Below are 18,499 nucleotides of genomic sequence, written 5' to 3'. Positions count from 1 at the left end.
AACGCCTTAAATAGTACGAGCAGGTGCTGTTTTAGCGTAGGCAAAATAATTAAAATAATCCAATATTTAGTGAAAATTTTTCATGGGCATTGGGTGGCTCCCCCAATTTATTGTATGCCTGTATTTATTATATTATAGGAATTTTTGGTTAAAAAACCTCCATTATCCCTCTCCCACCACCTAGCCTTTAGATATTTTTAGCTTTGTCTAAAAACCAAGCTCCACCTAATTGTTGTGTCACTCTGGCACGGAATATGAAAAATCAGGATGACTTTATTTAACAGTATTGGTAGCATGGCGCTATCAAAAGGGATCGTTTTGCAAATGGAAATTGTCTATGCACAATATTGTTACTGTGCTCCAAAACCGAGCACAAAAATCTCCTGCCCATAATGCACTTCTTTATTTAAAAGAAGGCCAATATGAAACCCCATGGCTCTCGTACGGCGAGTTAGACCAACGCGCCAGAGCAATTGCTGCCCGTTTACAAACACAAAACATAGCGGGAAATCGCGTTATTTTATTCTTCCCCACCGGCACTGAATTTACTACCAGTCTTATGGGCTGCTGGTATGCTGGAGCCATAGCCGTTCCCGTTCCCTGCCCTAAGGTGGAGGACTTGGACAAGCATTTGTCCTTGTTCCACAGTATTGCAGAAGATGCCGAAGCCACCATCGTCCTGACCACCGAAACCTATCGTCAGGCTCTGGTAGCGGTGGTAAACAAAGAGGTCCTGGTCCTAGCTAGCGATACCATCGACCTAAACACTGTAGCCAATTATCAAACCACCCCCCTTACTGACGAAAACATTGCCTATTTACAATACACCTCTGGTTCAACCTCAGCCCCCAAGGCAGCAATCGTTACCCATGGCAATTTAAAACATAGCTTAAGCCAAACCATTAAAGCCTGGCATTACACCAATAAGAGCATCACGCTTAATTGGGCGCCACACACCCATGTTTATGGCTTAGTCTGCGGCTTACTAGTGCCCTTATATAATGGCAGCCCTGCCATTATCATGGCACCAGCAGCCTTTATTCAAAAACCCGTACTCTGGCTCAAAGCCATTAGCAAATACCGCGCCACACATGGAGGTGGTCCCAATTTTGGTTATGATTTATGCATCCGGGATATTAGCGAGGCCGAACTTGCCGGGCTCGATTTAAAACAGTGGAAAGTCGCCGTCAATGGCGGTGAAATTGTGCAACAGAAAACCCTAAGCGCCTTCGTAGCTAAATTCCAGACTTGTGGCTTCTCTTTAACCCAGTTCTCATCTGCCTATGGTATGTCCGAAGTGAGTGGGGCTATTGCCGTGACCTATGGACAAAAACCTACTAATGGCCAGCAACAACGTGTAAGCAGCGGTAAATTATTGGGTGGATTACATGCCATCGCCGTAGACCCAGAGCGAGGCCTTCCGGTTGCCGCAGGCGAAATAGGCGAAATATGGTTAACGGGAAAATCTGTAGTTCCCGGCTATTGGCGCCGCCCAGAGGAAACCAATGCCGTATTTAATGCCCAAATTCCTGGAGACAAACGCCATTATTTCAAAACCGGTGATTTAGGATTTATTAGCGCCAATGAACTTTATCTGACTGGCAGATTAAAAGAAGTAATGGTGATTTATGGGAAAAAATATTACCCATTAGATTTTGAAATCACTATTGCCGAAACACTCAACCAGTTCCAGCTCAATTTACCGCAAATCGTCTTTTCCACAGACATTACTGGGCAAGAAAAAATTATTGTGGTGCAAGAACTGGATCCTGGTAGCGATTCAGCAAAGTGGCAAAGTATTCAAGATGCCATCCATCATAGCCTGATGCGCCAGCATGGGGTAGATGTCCATGAAGTACTATTAACCCCTAAAGGAGCAATCCCACGAACCGGTAGTGGCAAATTACAACGCAGAAAATGCCAGCAAGCCTACGAAGCGCAAACATTAACCAAGCTGCATGCACATAACGGCCCGCAGAATACCATTGTGCCAAATGATAGGGCCTTAAAAAGCGAGTTTAGTGCTTTAGTCGCGAAGGTCTTGCAGCTAGCTCCAAGCCAAATCGACTTGCAGCTCCCCCTAAGCCGCTATGCCTTTGATTCAATTAATATTATTCAATTGGTTTCATTGCTTAATGAACACTATCAATTAAACCTGTCTCCCGCCGCCCTCTATGAATATGCAACTTTGGCTGAGTTTTATGCCGATGTCTTAGCAAACCAATCGGATGCCGTGGCAATAAATACCAACCAGCCCCATCCAGATGCAGGCACAGACATTGCCATCATTGGGATGAGCGGCACCTTCCCGCAAGCAGCTGATGTGGATGCCTTGTGGAATAATTTATATCAAGCAAAAGACTGCATTAGTGAGGTACCTGCCTCACGCTGGGATTGGCGTAATCTCACCGTACAATGGGGTGGTTTTATGGAGAGCGTGGATCAATTTGATGCCAGCTTTTTTAGCATCTCCCCGCGTGAGGCTGAATTAATTGACCCGCAGCAACGACTGTTTTTACAAACCGTATGGAAAACCATAGAAGATGCAGGCTATACCAGCAGCGCCATTGCCGCCATAAAGACCGGCTTATTTGTCGGGGTCTTTAACCATGATTATGCAGAATTATTACAGCAAAATGAGGTCATGGATGCCTACCTGACTACCGGTACCATGAATAGTATGATTGCTAATCGCATATCCTACTTTTTAAATTTACGCGGCCCCAGTGAGGCCATTGATACCGCCTGCTCCAGTTCATTAGTCGCCATTCACCAGGCGGTGAACGCTATTCTGCAAGGGGATTGTGAGCTGGCCATTGCTGGAGGCGTTAATACCCTGCTGACCCCAACCTCCTTTATTTCCGCCCATAAAGCGGGCATGCTCAGTGAGGATGGACGTTGTAAAACCTTCGACAAACAAGCCAACGGCTATGTGCGTGGCGAAGGGGTAGGCGCTATTTTATTAAAAAAACTCAGCAATGCTCTTGCCGATGGGGATCATATTTACGGGGTAATCAAAGGAACCGCCATTAATCACGGTGGCCATGCCAACAGTTTAACCGCCCCCAACCCCAATGCCCAAGCGGAAGTAATTGTCGCCGCCTGCCAACGCGCCCAAGTACCCATTAACAGCATCAGTTACATTGAAACCCATGGCACGGGAACACCACTAGGCGATCCCATTGAAATTAATGGCTTAAAAAAGGCATTCCAACAACTAGCCAAAGAACAACAACTTGCCGATCTACCCTCAGGTTATTGTGGCTTAGGCTCGGTAAAAACGCATATTGGTCATCTGGAATCGGCTGCAGGAGTGACTGGCGTCATTAAAGTTTTATTGTCCATGCAGCATGAACTGGTCCCCGCCAACCTGCATATGCAGGAATTAAACCCTTACATTGAAATTAAAGACAGCCCTTTTTACATTGTAGATCAACCCATGCCCTGGCCGAAAACGCCAGAGCAAAGCCCAAGACGAGCAGGAGTCAGCTCTTTTGGCTTTGGTGGCGCTAATGCGCATGTAATTTTGGAAGAAAGCCCCTCCAAGGAAAATAATGCTGCAGCCAAACCCACAGCACCATATTTAATTACCTTATCCGCCATGACTAGCATTGCTTTGCAGCAACGTATGGCTGATTTACTGAACTGGTTGCAACACCAGCCGGCTTTACCCTGTATGGCCGCTCTAAGCTACACCTTAAATGCGGGCAGACAGCATTTCGACAAGCGTTTTGCCGTCATTGTGGAACATGTTGCGGAACTCACCGAACTGTTGCAATTTATTCTCTCCGACACCGATGCCACCCATAGTTTATCAGTAAGCAAACACCCAGACACCTTAATCACGCTGCGTGATGCGTACCTGCAAGGAAAAACCATTGATTGGCAGCAATTTTATGGCGCCTATCAAGAACGAATGTCATTACCTAGCTATCCCTTTGCGCAAGAAAGCCATTGGGTTGAGAAAAAAAATAAAACACGTCCAGGCTTGCATCCGCTCCTTGATGAAAATATTTCGACCTTAAATGCGCCCGCCTTTAGCAAGCAATTTACTGGTAATGAGTTTTACTTAAGCGATCATCAGGTACATAATGAATCCGTACTACCAGGCGTAGTCTGCTTGGAAATGGCACGCGTAGCGGCAGACCTAATCTTAATTAACCAAGGCGTGGTTACTAGTTTAAGTCAGATTTTCTGGAAAAAACCCATTAAAGCAGCGGATCTGGCGCAATCGCTACAAATCCATTTAAATCCGGAAGCAGAGGGAATATCCTTTGTGCTGAGCAATCCTGACAAAACTCAGGAATATGTCAGCGGACAAATTCATTATCAGGCAGAAAAACCACTGTCCCCGTCATCCACGGTGGACTTACAACAATTACTACTCAACTTGCCCAAACAGCAAAGCCCGGAAGAAATTTACACCTACTTTAAACAGTCCGGTTTAGTCTATGGCCCTGAATTTCAAGTGATTAAATCACTGCATCATGACGAGGAACATTTGCTGGCTAAATTGTCGTTACCAAACACCAAAACTGCCGAGTTAGGCCTATATCCAAGCCTATTCGATGGCATCTTCCACAGCACCCAGGCATTGCTGAAAAATCGCCAGGCCCTATATCTGCCCTTTGCCCTGGAGCAAATGGATATTTATGCCAACTTACCAGAAACCTGCTATGTCTATGCGCAGTTAGCCTCGGAAGCAAATGAGGAGCAATTCCCAAGTTTTGATTTGCAAGTCATCGACCGCGATGGGGCATTATTATTGGTAATTACCGGCTTTACACTCTGTGCCCTAGATACCACCATAAAGCCCGAAGCGACCTTAGGCTATTATCAGCCTATATGGCAGGAAGCTCCCCTAACAGCAGCCTCAACCAAGGCAGGGAAGTCCATCCTTATTTTAGGCAGTAATCAAGCGACCATAAAATCCATCGAAGCGCAATTTACCCAAGCACAAACGAGCAGTCAACTTATTGAAAATTATCATGTATCTAAAATTAAAGGGAACGATGAGCCCTTACCTGAATACATTCTACTGGCCTTGGAAGAGCATGATGAGACGAACTTATCCATCGCCATGATGATCCAAAAACATTTAGCACAAACCTACTATTTGCTGCATTCGTTAGTCACAGAAGTAATCAAATTAAAACCCGAACATCAGGTGCACATCCTGTGTATCAGCAAGGGAGGGTCGATTTTTGCCCGAGCTTTAGCAGGTTTGGCCAAAAGCCTACACTTGGAACAACCTCTGATTGCTTGCCGTATCATCGAAATACATGATGTACAGATGCTTACCCAAGAATTGGAGCAAGAAGCAATTCAAGTACGCTATGATCAGCAAAATCGCCGTCATATCAATACCTATGCGTCTGTGCCTACCCCAATAGAAGCAACACCATCAACACGACTAAAACAAGCCGGTGTTTATTTAATTACGGGGGGTATGGGTGGACTGGGCTATTTAGTGGCGCGACATTTGGCGATCCATCATCAGGCAAAACTGGTGTTATGTGGACGCTCTTCACTAACAAACTCCCAATTAAAACAAATTGCCGCATTAGAACAACATGGAGCCTCCGTATTCTATGTGCAGGCGGATGTATCACGCACCGACGAGGTGCAAGCCCTGATTCGCCAGGCAAAACAACATTTTGGCAGCATTAATGGCATTATTCATGCCGCTGGTATCACTCAAGATGGCTTTATTAGCCAAAAAACCACCGAAGAAATGGCAGCAGTTTTAGCACCCAAAGTACAAGGAGCATGCTACTTACATGCGGCAACCAGCAAAGAGCCCTTAGACTTTTTTGCCGTATTCTCCTCCGTCGCCGCCATCTTTGGTAATGCCGGACAAAGTGACTATGCCTATGCTAATTGTTTCCTCGATGAATTTGCCCACGAACGTGAGCAACAAAGAAGCCACGGCCATTGTTCTGGACTTACGTTGGCGCTAAATTGGCCCTTCTGGGAAGAGGGTGGGATGACCCTTGCCCCCGAATACCTGCATGAGCTAGAACTCAGCTTAGGAATCGTTAGCCTTAGCAACGCGCAAGGTTTAGCAGCCTTTGTGCATGCGTTAGAGCATACAGACACTCAATGTATCGTATTGCCCGGCTATCAAAAACAATTAGTACAGGCCTTAGAAAGCCATAGCCGCATAGCAAAAACAGCGGTACAGTCCCTGGCTACAACTAGCCCGGAGCTTCATACAAAAACTGCCGTCTTATTAAAAAAATTAATTGCCGAAACCTTAAAATTAGCTCCAGAACAATTAGATAAAGATTTGGCCTTTGAACATTATGGGATTGATTCATTGATGATAATTCAATTGAATCAACGCTTAGAACGAGAATTTAGCACCTTACCGAAAACCTTATTCTTTGAATACCAAACCTTAGCCGCCTTAACTGCTTATTTTGTTAAGCATCATGCTCCGCAATTAGCGCAGCGCTTTAATACGACAAGCCCCCTAATCCAAAAGAAAACACAGAGTTCTTCTTTAACACTCCCAACTAAACGCCTGCCACTATCCAGCAGCAAAAAAACAACCAATCCGGTTGCCAAGGATGATATTGCCATCATCGGCATGAGCGGCCGTTTTCCCCAAGCGCAGGATCTAGCGCAATTCTGGGAAAATTTACAAGCGGGAAAAGATTGCATTAGCGAAATCCCTAGCGAACGCTGGGATCTATTGAGCTATTTTGATGCCGATAAAGAAGCACCGGGTAAAACATACAGTAAATGGGGTGGCTTTTTAAGTGACGTCGATAAATTTGACCCCTTATTCTTTAACATTTCACCGCGCGAAGCCGCACTCATGGACCCCCAAGAGCGCTTGTTTTTAGAAACCGCGTGGAAAACCATCGAAGATGCCGGTTATGCACGTGAACAATTGGCTGGGGACAAAGTGGGCGTCTATGTGGGCGTCATGTATGGTGAGTATCAGTTATTTGCCGCCGAATATCAGGGAGAGGCACAATTTGCCCCCACAAACTCCGTATTCGCCTCCATCGCCAATCGCGTTTCCTACTTCTTTGATTTTCATGGGCCAAGTATCGCCTTGGATACCATGTGTTCCTCATCACTCACCGCCATTCATTTAGCCTGTCAAAGCCTACGTGAAGGCGAATGCCAATTAGCGCTTGCTGGTGGGGTAAACCTGTCCTTGCATCCCAACAAATACCTATTATTGAGTCATGGGAAGTTTTTAGCTAGTGATGGACATTGTCGCAGTTTTGGCGAAGGGGGAGACGGTTATGTTCCCGGCGAAGCTGTAGGCGCAGTTTTATTAAAGCCATTATCGCAGGCCTTACACGACGGTGATCGCATTTATGCGGTCATTAAAGGTAGTCAACTTAATCATGGCGGCAAGACCAATGGCTATACTGTACCTAATCCCAATGCCCAAGCGGAATTACTTGCGACAGCCTATCAACAAGCCAATATTCAGCCCGCCATGGTTGGTTACATAGAGGCTCATGGCACCGGAACCGCCTTAGGCGATCCCATTGAAATTGCGGGATTAAATAAAGTCTTTAAACACGAGCATTCCCAATATGCCCTTGGCTCGGTAAAAGCAAACATTGGTCACTGCGAAGCGGCTGCAGGTATTGCCGCTCTAACTAAAGTGGTACTGCAATTACAGCATCAACGGCTGGTACCCTCCATTTTATCAGAAACCTTAAATAGTAATGTTGACTGGTCAAACACTCCCTTTAAAGTACAGCAAAACCTAAGCGAGTGGCCGGCTCCACAACAAGGACCGCGTATCGCTGGGATTAGCTCTTTTGGTGCAGGGGGCGCCAATGCCCATTTGATTCTTGCTGAAGCTCCCAATCAAAGTGTACCTGCCTCAAAAGAAAAATCACACTATTTGTTAACCCTTTCCGCAAAAACAGAAGCCGCCTTAAAACAGCGTGCCATCGACCTTTGCCACTGGCTAGAACGTAATCCAACGGCCAATCTGGAACAAGTTAGCTACACCTTAAATGCGGGGAGAAGCCACTTTGACTGCCGCAGTGCCCTAGTGACGAGTTCGGTCGACGAGGCCATTCAATTGCTGAAACAAATAGATGCACCAAGTCTCCCTACACATTTATTCATGCAACTACAGAGCAAAGCAAAAACCGCACAAGAAATAATCGGCAACACCATAATCCCCATGCTAATGCAACAATTAGCCTCGGGCCAACAGTATCAAGAGAACTTACTCGCCTTAGCCAAGTTTTATGTGGATGGTTATGCGCTCGATTGGCAACAAGTGCATGCGCATGAAGCGCAACAAAAAATCGCCTTACCCACCTATCCGTTTGCTAAAGAACGTTATTGGTATAGTGATGCCGAACAATCTATACAGGCAGAACCTCAAGCAATTTTTTATGCAGAAACAAACGAGAGAGTACGCGCCTTTTTAATACGCCAGGTAGCGCAGCTGTTGAACATTGCGCCCCAACGCTTGGTTGCTGAAAAAAGCCTGGGTGAATATGGCATGGATTCGGTGTATTTTATTGACTTAGCCAAGCGCATTTCCGAGCACTATAAAGCGGAATTTACCCCCGCAGTCTTTTATACCCACAGCAGCATCGTAGAAATTGGCCAATACATTACAGCGCACTTTCCAGAAGCCGCTCCCCAAACACCTCAACGCGTCGCCCCCTTACCAACTAAAAGCGATACGCCCAAAGTGCGCCAATTCAAACCGGAAGCCAATCATGATATTGCCATTATTGGTATCCATGGCATCTTCCCGCAATCTGCAGATTTAGCCAGCTTTTGGCAGCATTTGCTGGATGGACACGACCTGGTTACAGAAGTACCTCCAGAACGTTGGGATTGGCGTACTCACTATGGAGATAGCACCCAACATCCTAATAAAAGCAATTCAAAATGGGGTGGCTTTATCAAGGATATGGATCAATTTGATGCCGCCTTCTTTAACCTATCTGCCCGAGAAGCCAACCTGATGGATCCGCAACACCGTCTCTTTTTAGAAAGCGTGTGGAAAACCATTGAAGATGCGGGCTACAACCCCCTAGAACTTGGCTCCGCTAAGGTTGGCGTTTTTGCTGGAGTTGAGTTTAACGAATATCAAACCTTAATTGCCAAACAACAAAACGACTTCCACGGCTTTATTGCCACAGGCAATTCGCACAGTATGCTAGCCAATCGAGTCTCTTATTTCTTTAATTTCCAAGGCCCTAGTGAAGCGGTGGATACGGCATGTTCAAGTTCACTAGTAGCCATTCACCGTGCGGCGCAAGCCATCCGCTATGGTGAATGTGAGGTCGCTGTTGCCGGTGGGGTTAGCTTAATGCTCAACCCCGATACCCTGATTGTAACTAGCCAGCTCGGGGCACTTTCTGCCGATGGTCGTTGCAAGACCTTTGATAAATCAGCCAATGGTTATGTTAAAGGCGAAGGGGTTGGTAGTATTTTACTAAAACCTTTAGCGCAGGCACAGCGAGATGGGGATCATATTTATGCGGTAATCAAGTCTTCAGCGGTAAATCATGGTGGCAAAGCCCAATCGCTAACCGCGCCTAATGCAAAAGCCCAAAGTGAATTACTGATCAATGCTTACACCCAGGCCAATATTAGTCCTGAGAGCATCAGCTATATTGAAACACATGGCACCGGTACCGCCTTGGGAGATCCCACAGAGATCGAGGGACTAAAATTAGCCTTCGCAAACCTGTTAGGAACGCAAACTAAGCCAAGTAGTATTGGGCTGGGCTCAGTGAAAACGAACATTGGTCATTTGGAGCCGGCTTCAGGAATTGCTGGCTTGATGAAATTAATTTTATCGATGACTCATGAGCAATTACCAGGCCTCTTGCATTTACAGCAATTAAATCCCTTTATTAATTTGGCAGATAGTCCATTCTATATTGCCCAAGAAACTCAACGATGGGCACGCAGCCACAATGCTGCCGGTCAAGAAATACCACTGCGCGCAGGCATCAGCTCTTTTGGTTTTGGTGGCACCAATGCCCATGTAGTATTGGAAGAAGGTCGTCCGCATCAACAGCCCATAGAGCTACATCAAGCCAAACCTTATTACTTGCTAACCTTATCAGCAAAACAAGCACCTAGCCTACAGCACAAGATCAAGGAGTTAAAACAATGGCTGGAACAACAAGAAAACCCCATATCTTTGAGCGCGCTGAGTTTTACGCTTAATTTGGGCCGAGCGCATTTCTTGCATCGCTGTGCCTTGGTCGTCGCCTCAGTAGACGAGTTACTAACCGCCCTAACGGCGTTAAGTAATGAGGAGACCCCTGAGTTTTGCCTGTTAAATGAAGGGCAAACCTACTCCATGCAGGGTCCAGTCTTACATGAAATTTATCAAGCCACACTTAACGCCTTGCAACAGATGGATGATCCAAGCCAGTATCGTCATAAGTTATTTATTTTAGCGGACTTATATACCAAGCATTATCCCATTGATTGGTCCATCCTCTATGCTGAAGAGCCCAAACAACGTATTGCATCCTTGCCCGCATATCCTTTTGTGAAACAACGCTATTGGTACGATTTGGAATTACAGCCAGTAACATCGGCCAGCCAAACCCTACCGCTGACAATAACTAAGTTGGCCGCAGGCGATCTGAACAGCTGGACGCTGAGTTACTTAAGCCAAATATTCGCAGAAAAACTACGTACCAATCCCGAGCTTATCAACGCCAATGAAACCTATGAAGTTTATGGAGTAGACTCCCTTATTGGTTTGGAAATAACCAACCGCTTGGAAAAAGACTTTGGCAGCTTGCCCAAAACCCTGCTGTATGAGCGCAATCGCCTTAAGGATTTGGCTGCTTATTTTGTTAAAAAACACCGCGAGCAATTAATTGCCTTAGGTGCTAACGAAACAGCAGCACTTACCGCAGAAATACCCACAGCACCAATTGCTCAAGACCCCATATCCATACAGGTAACACCAACAATAGGCTCTCGCGACATTGCCATCATCGGTTTAAGTGGTACCTTCCCCATGGCAAACACCATGGATGAGTTTTGGCAAAATTTAAGTTCCGGACGCGATTGTGTGGGTGAGGTTCCTCACGAGCGTTGGGATTATAAACAATATCCGGTACAGATTGGCGGTAAAGAACAATACCTTCCCCATGGTGGCTTCATTCCCGATGTGGATAAATTTGACCCCTTATTCTTTAATATTTCCCCCCGTGATGCAGGCTTAATGGATCCGCAAGAACGCTTATTCATGCAATCTGTTTGGTCAACCATAGAAGATGCTGGCTATACCCGGGAAAAATTAAAGCAAAGCACCAACAATGCGGTGGGTGTTTTTGCCGGGGTTACCTATAATTTTTATCCTTTATTTATTGCCGAGGAATGGCAAAAAGGTAATCAGGTTCCCCTGGATATTCAATCCTTCTCGATTGCCAACCGTATTTCCTACTTCCTGGACATTAATGGCCCGAGCTTCGTCGTGGATACCGCCTGTTCATCGTCACTTGCTGCGATTCATTTAGCCTGTGAAAGCATTCTCCGCGGTGAATGTGCAATGGCCATTGCCGGTGGAGTAAATCTATCCTTACATCCAAGCAAATACCATTTCTTGGGCAGCTTCAACTTTATGTCTGAACAAGGGCGTTGTACCAGCTTTGCTGAAGGCGGCACCGGCTATGTGCCTTCAGAGGGTGTAGGCTCTGTCTTACTCAAACCTTTGGATGCAGCCCTTGCTGATAATGATACGATTTATGGCGTCATTAAAGGCAGCAGCATGAATCACGGTGGCAAAACCAGTGGCTATACGGTACCCAATCCCAATGCCCAAACAGCAGTGATTCTGCAAGCCTTAAAGACAGCCAATATAAACCCACGTACCATCTCCTATATAGAAGCGCATGGTACCGGCACCTCCTTAGGCGACCCAATTGAGATTCGCGGCTTACAAGAAGCCTTTGAAACCTTTAGCCAAGATACACAATATTGCGCTATTGGTTCGGTTAAATCCAATATTGGTCACTTGGAATCGGCAGCCGGAATTTCCCAATTAGCCAAAGTATTGCTGCAAATGCGCCATCAACAACTCGCGCCCAGTCTGCACGCAGAACAATTAAATCCTTTTATCGACTTCCAAAACTCTCCATTCTACGTCCAACGTGAGCTTAAAGACTGGATACCAGAGAATAATATGACACGTCGTGCCGGATTAAGCTCCTTTGGGGCGGGAGGGGCCAATGTGCATATGATTGTTGAAGAATACCCAGCGAAAGCCCAGCCCACAACAACCAACACAGGCCCCTACCTCTTCGTACTCTCAGCATTGAATGAAGATAGGCTCAGCGCTCGTGTGCACCAAATGCAGCAGTATTTACAAAACAATACGCATACAGATGCTCCCGGATGGTTACAAAATGCGTGCTACACCTTACAAGTAGGCCGTGAAGCGATGACTGCACGACTCGCCATTGTGGCCGCGACCAAAACCGAGTTGCTCACCGCCCTAGCGCATTATCCACAGCCAGGTGCAAATAGTTGGATCAACCTGCAAGCCGTCAATACCATGCCACCGGCCGACTTAGCAGCGTTAATTCAAGGAGCACGCCATGCAGAATTAGCCCAACATTGGGTTGCAGGCGTTAAAATCGATTGGCAGCAACTGCATACACCAGAACGTCGCCAAATCGTATCGTTGCCAACTTATCCCTTTACCAAGCGTCGTTGCTGGATACCCACCCGCGAGGTTGAGGCACCAATTGCCGCACCAGTAGTGGCAACGCCTGCATCACTCAATGCGCAAGAATGGCTTTATGCCACTCGCTGGGAAAAAAATCCCCTTGCCATAACGAAGGGGAGCAAAAACCCTGCAGGAAAATGGCTAATCTTTAGTGATCAAGAATTAGGCTTGCTCTTGCAAGAAGAACTAGGGGCTGCAGCCTGTATTTATTGCTTTTCCGGCGCAGAATATAGTAAACACAGCGACCTGGTGTATTACATTAACCCAGAGCAAAAAACAGATTATGAGCTTCTTTTTACGGCTATTTATCAAGAACATGGCCAACATTTACAAGGGGTTATTTATTTAAATACTCGCGCTTCATCCGATCCGACTGTGGCCTTATTCTATTTATTTAAGGCGATGATTCAGCACAGATGGTCAGCGCAATTGATGTTCGCCTTAGCTTCTCAAGAAGCGCAACAGGTAAACGATTCTGACCGTGTTGATATGTGGCAGCATCCGCTCTGGTCCATGACCCGTATTTTTGCCGCTGAACAAGCAAATTATCAGGTACTCCTCTTAGATCTGGATAGCAAAGCCAGCCTCCGCCAAAATGCGCAGAATCTGGTTAAGGAGCTTGGGGGCCTGCAAGCGAATCAAAACCATATTGCCTATCGCGAGCAGGAGCGTTACAGCATTCGTTTTAGCACGGAATCCTTACCAGCGGACTTGCCTACATGGACCCCACCTGTCGCCGCCTTAATTACCGGTGGACTGGGAGCGCTAGGCTATGAAGTCGCGGAATATATCGTGGCACAGGGAACCCGCTTTGTCTTGCTGACAGGGGTAACCGAACTGTCAGCACAAACTACCGAAAAAAATACCTGGCTGCAGCAATTGAAAGCCAAAGGAATCCAGGTTAAATATGCTGCCGTCGATGTGACGGATAAAGAAAAAATGCGTCAGCTTATTCAGGAAACAGAACAAAGCTGGCAACAACGAATTGATGGGGTGTTTCATTTAGCTGGCCTCACCACCGATAACGTACCCATTGCGGATATGGAGGAAGCACTGTGGCATGAGGTGCTCAAAGTTAAGGTGCACGGTGCCCTGGTTTTACATGAGCTATTCATACAGGCCCCCTTATCCAGCTTCGTGTTATTTTCCTCGATTGCAGCCGTACCTCATTTTGGCATGGCCGGCCTTAGTGCCTATGCCGTTGCCAATGAGTTTCTCAGTGGCCTGGCGCTCCATCGCCGTAGTCAGCAATTACCCGCCTCAAGCATTAACTGGGTCGCCTGGTCAGAAAAGGGCATGAGTCATCGCCATAATCATGACGCCTTTTTAGATGCGGTAGGTATGGCATCCTTAAGCATCAAAGATGGTATTAGTCTTTTGGATACGCTGCTACGCAGCAATCCCGCGGAAGCCACTGTATGTAAGATGCAGTGGAAAAAGTTTTTCCAAGTGAATGCGACTGCGAAGCAGTTGGACTTTTTTGCTCATTTTGCAGCGGAATATGCACAAAATAATCAAGCAGCCGTGGTTTCTAACCTCAGCCCAGAGCAAATCGCCGCCTTAGTTCTGCGGCTTTTTGCCAGTGCTTTAGCTCTGGAGCAAAATGAAATCGATGCCGAAACCCCTTTTGAGCAGTATGGTATGGATTCCATTAGCGGCATTAGTTATACCGAACAATTAGGTACTCATTTCCCGGATGTAGTCTCACCGATGGATCTATATCGCTACCCCACTCTAAAGCAACTAACGGAATACATCATGCAACGGGTGCAGGTTAATACCTCACCAGTGCCTCCCCTTGCGTTGGCAGAAGAGGAAGAAGAATTAAATCTGGATCATCTGGATTATGCCCAATTGAATGAACTTCTCGAAGCAGAATTAAAAGAGCTGGAGTTGGCTTATGACTGATACGACGACCTTAAAAAATGCCTTGCTGATGATCAAAAAACTGAAAAAGAAACTGCAAGAACAGCAAGAAAAGTTATTTGATCCGATTGCTATTATCGGCATGAGCTGCCGCCTACCCCAAGCACAGAATCTTTCCCAGTTTTGGGAATTATTAAATCAAGGTAAAAACATTATCACCCCCATCCCGCAGGAGCGTTGGGAATTACTCAAAGAAACCCAGGAAGAGGCTAAACGCAATCCCCACTTAGCCTATTGGGGTGGCTATTTAGCGGATATCGATGCCTTTGATGCCTATTTTTTTGGCATTAGCCCCCGCGAAGCTTTGCGCATGGACCCCCAGCAACGTCTGCTCTTAGAGGTCGCTTATGAGTCGCTGGAAGATGCCGGACTAACGCTCGATGGCTTAAGTGGCTCTAACACCGGGGTTTTTTCCAGTTTATATGCCAGCCAATTTAGCCATTTACAACAACTCGACTCCGATATGGATGCCTTACTGATTCCCACGGGAAGCGCTATCAGCATGGGCGCTAATCGACTCTCTTACATTTTAGATTTACATGGGCCTAGCATGGTTTTAGACACAGCCTGCTCTTCGTCGCTTATTGCCGTACAATTAGCCTGCTTAAATCTACAAGCTAAGCTCTGTGATCAAGCCTTGGTAAGTGCCGTTAATATTAATCTGCTGCCCTCCATTCATGCCATATTGGCTAAAGCGACCATGCTCTCCCCTACGGGTCAATGCCATACCTTTGATGCACAAGCTGATGGCTATGTTCAGGGAGAAGGGGCGGGCTCTATTGTATTAAAACCGCTATCACGCGCCTTGCAGGATAAAGATAAAATTTATGCGGTAATTACCGGCTGTGCGGTGAATCAAGATGGAAAAACCAATGGCCTTACCGCCCCCAATGGCTTACAGCAAGAACAATTACTGCGCGCTGCCTATCGCAATGCACAAACAGATCCCGCCCATATTTCTTATATCGAATGCCATGGCACCGGTACCTTTCTTGGCGACCCAATCGAGGCTCAAGCCTTAGGTGAAGTTATTGGCAAAAGACATGAGGAGCAAAAACCCTGCTGGATTAGTTCGGTGAAAACTAATGTGGGGCATTTGGAACCCGCCGCAGGGATTATCAGCATGATCAAAACGGCCCTCATCTTAAAAAATGGGGTCATACCACCGCATCTCAATTTTCAGCAAGCAAATCCCCATATTCCCCTTGCTAAATATCATTTATCCATTCCCCAAAAACCTGAACCATTGCCACGCTATGGGGATATTGCCGTTGCCGGAGTGAGCGGCTTTGGTTTTGGTGGTGCTAATGCCCATATCGTGTTACATGAATTGTCGTTAAGCGAACAATTTGAACCAGCCCCGGAAATCAGTGGCCATAATGAATTATTTACCCTCTCTGCAAAAGATGCCGCAGCCTTAAATGATTTAATCAGCTTATGGCAGACCTACCTAAAAAATAATGCGGGCATCAACTTAGGTCAACTTTGCTATAACTTACATTTACGCCGCAGCCACTATCCATTGCGGCTGGCTATTATTAGTAACTCTATCGCTGATTTATCGCAAAAACTTAGCGCGTTAGCTGCCAACCCGCAACAAGCCATTGAAGGTATTTTTATAAATTTTGAAGCGAAAAAGAATAATAATGCAGCGAAAATAAGCGAATTTTCAGATTTGACCGCTTTGGCAACAAGCTATGTGAATCAAGCACACATCGATTGGAAAAAATATGAGGAACAACGTTCTTATGCGGCAATAGATTTGCCCTTATATCCCTGGCAGCATAAAAAATATTGGCCACGCCTAGGACATGGAGGGCAACATGAGACAGTAATAAGCTATCCCCTACGAGGAAAAATGCTCGCGTCGCCCTTATCCAACCATCAATTTGAGTTTACCTTTGATCATCAAGTCATGCCCGAAATCCAAGACTCATTTTATGTCTTACATGCAGGTTATTATGTGGAAATGCTGGCCTATGCGGTCAAACAACTTGCTCCACAAGTGCCAATGAGCATCCACGAACTGAGCTTTACATCACCCTTATTAGTGCTGGCAGGTAAAACCGTATGGGTGCAACTTATTATTGAATCAACCGGTAACAATCAACCCGTAGCCTTTAGTGTTTACAGTAGTGACAGCCAAAAGAATTGGATAAAACATGCCGTTGGTACCCTATCCCTGCTCGCAGAAACATCATCACCGGCTCTAAGAGATCGGGAATTACCCCATCAGTATCACGGCACAGCAGAATCCTTTTACCAGCGCATCATTAATATGGGCATGCCCGCTGGCGACAGTATTCGCTGGACGCAGCAGTACTGGACCAAGGACATGAAACTCCTGAGTGAATTACGGGCCCCCAAAACTGCTGACCGCAGTGAGCAATTTATGTTGCAGATGCATCCTGGCATTATTGATGCCTGTATCCAGACACTCTTTCTGCTCTTACCACCACAGCTAATGAAGCCTTATATTGCCTCACAGATAGGACAAATTGAAGTTCATCGCCATGCAGTTCCCAAATATATTTATACTGTCTTAAAAGAATTACACCCAGAAGGTAAAACCATTATTGGTGACTGGTATTTATTGGATGAACATTATCACGTGCTAATGAAATGTACTGATTTATGTATGACACAGCTCAACGACACCATGCAAATCGATAAGATGATGCACATTCAGGCCCAATTTCAATGGGATGCATCCTTGCCCTATACGGAATGCAAAACGCAACTTATCCAGTATTTAACAGAACAATTCGCCATTATTTTTGCGATGCCGGTTAGGGATGTCAATGTGCAGCTCTCTTTGCATGATTTAGGCATGGATTCATTGATGGCTTTAGCCGTAATTCGGGTTATTGAAGCAAACTTAGGCCTTAATTATTCACTGCCCTTCATCATGCAAGGCCCCTCCATTCAAGAAATAGCCGAGCAAATATTAGTGGATAAAGGCATCAAACCCCAAGCAGCCCCAGCAGCAACCAAGAACAATACCCTTTGGTTAGCCAGCCGTAAAATAAAACCTGAGGCGAAACTGCGCCTATTTTGTTTTCCTTATGGAGGTGGAGGAGCATCCATTTATCGCGAATGGCAACATGAATTTCCTGATTTTATTGAGGTTTGCCCAATCCAATTGCCAGGCCGGGAAAATCGTATGGGAGAACCGCCCATCACCAATATTGATACGCTGATTCCGTTACTGGCCGCCCAGCTACAACCTTATTTTGATTTGCCCTTTGCCTTTTTTGGCCATAGCTTTGGTTCACTTATTGGCTTTGAACTCACGCGCTATTTACGGCGCCATCAACGCGCCCAACCCGTACATCTTTTTGCATCAGCCTATCCCGATCCCCGCCTCCCTTCCAAAAGCCTGGATAATCTGCTGCATACCTTAAAACAAATGCAGGTGAACTTATTTGATTTAGACCAAGAGCGCTTAGGACAATTAGATGAGCAACAATTAAGTACTTTAGCCATGGTATTTAAAGATAATGGCATCGTGGATTACAGTGATGAGCGAATGAATAAGAGCATTATTCAAGTGTTACTGCCCATTTTTGTCGGCGATATGAATATTGTAAAGAGCTATACTTATACTCCAGAGCCACCATTACAGCTAGCCACTACCGTATTTTTGGGGCAACAAGACACTTGGGTAAGCCCAGAAGATCATCAAGGCTGGAGCACGCACTCTCTGTTAGGTTGTGAATTTAAGTCCTTTAATAGTGGGCATCTGTTCATCCGAGAAAAAGAAATAAGAACGCAGGTTATACACCAAATTACCGAAGCACTATGTCATTTTAATGCAGTAACATATGAACTAGGGACTGTTTAGCAGCGCCTATAAATAACAAG

At 45.9% G+C, this 18,499-nt stretch carries 2 protein-coding genes; both read left to right on the top strand.

The window, feature by feature from the left end; translation table 11 throughout:
* Positions 1 to 337 precede the first annotated feature (337 nt).
* Entirely contained in the window at positions 338 to 14,617 is a 14,280-nt protein-coding gene (locus J2N86_RS00175) for an SDR family NAD(P)-dependent oxidoreductase (protein ID WP_252580128.1), read from the top strand.
* Entirely contained in the window at positions 14,610 to 18,479 is a 3,870-nt protein-coding gene (locus J2N86_RS00170; protein ID WP_252580126.1) for a beta-ketoacyl synthase N-terminal-like domain-containing protein, read from the top strand. Before J2N86_RS00175 ends, J2N86_RS00170 begins: the two co-directional genes overlap by 8 nt.
* The last annotated feature ends 20 nt before the right edge of the window (positions 18,480 to 18,499 follow it).

The sequence above is a fragment of the Legionella lytica genome, from assembly GCF_023921225.1.
GTDB lineage: Bacteria > Pseudomonadota > Gammaproteobacteria > Legionellales > Legionellaceae > Legionella > Legionella lytica.
Note: the sequence above shows the minus strand (reverse complement) of the source record. Positions and strands in the feature narration are given on the sequence as shown.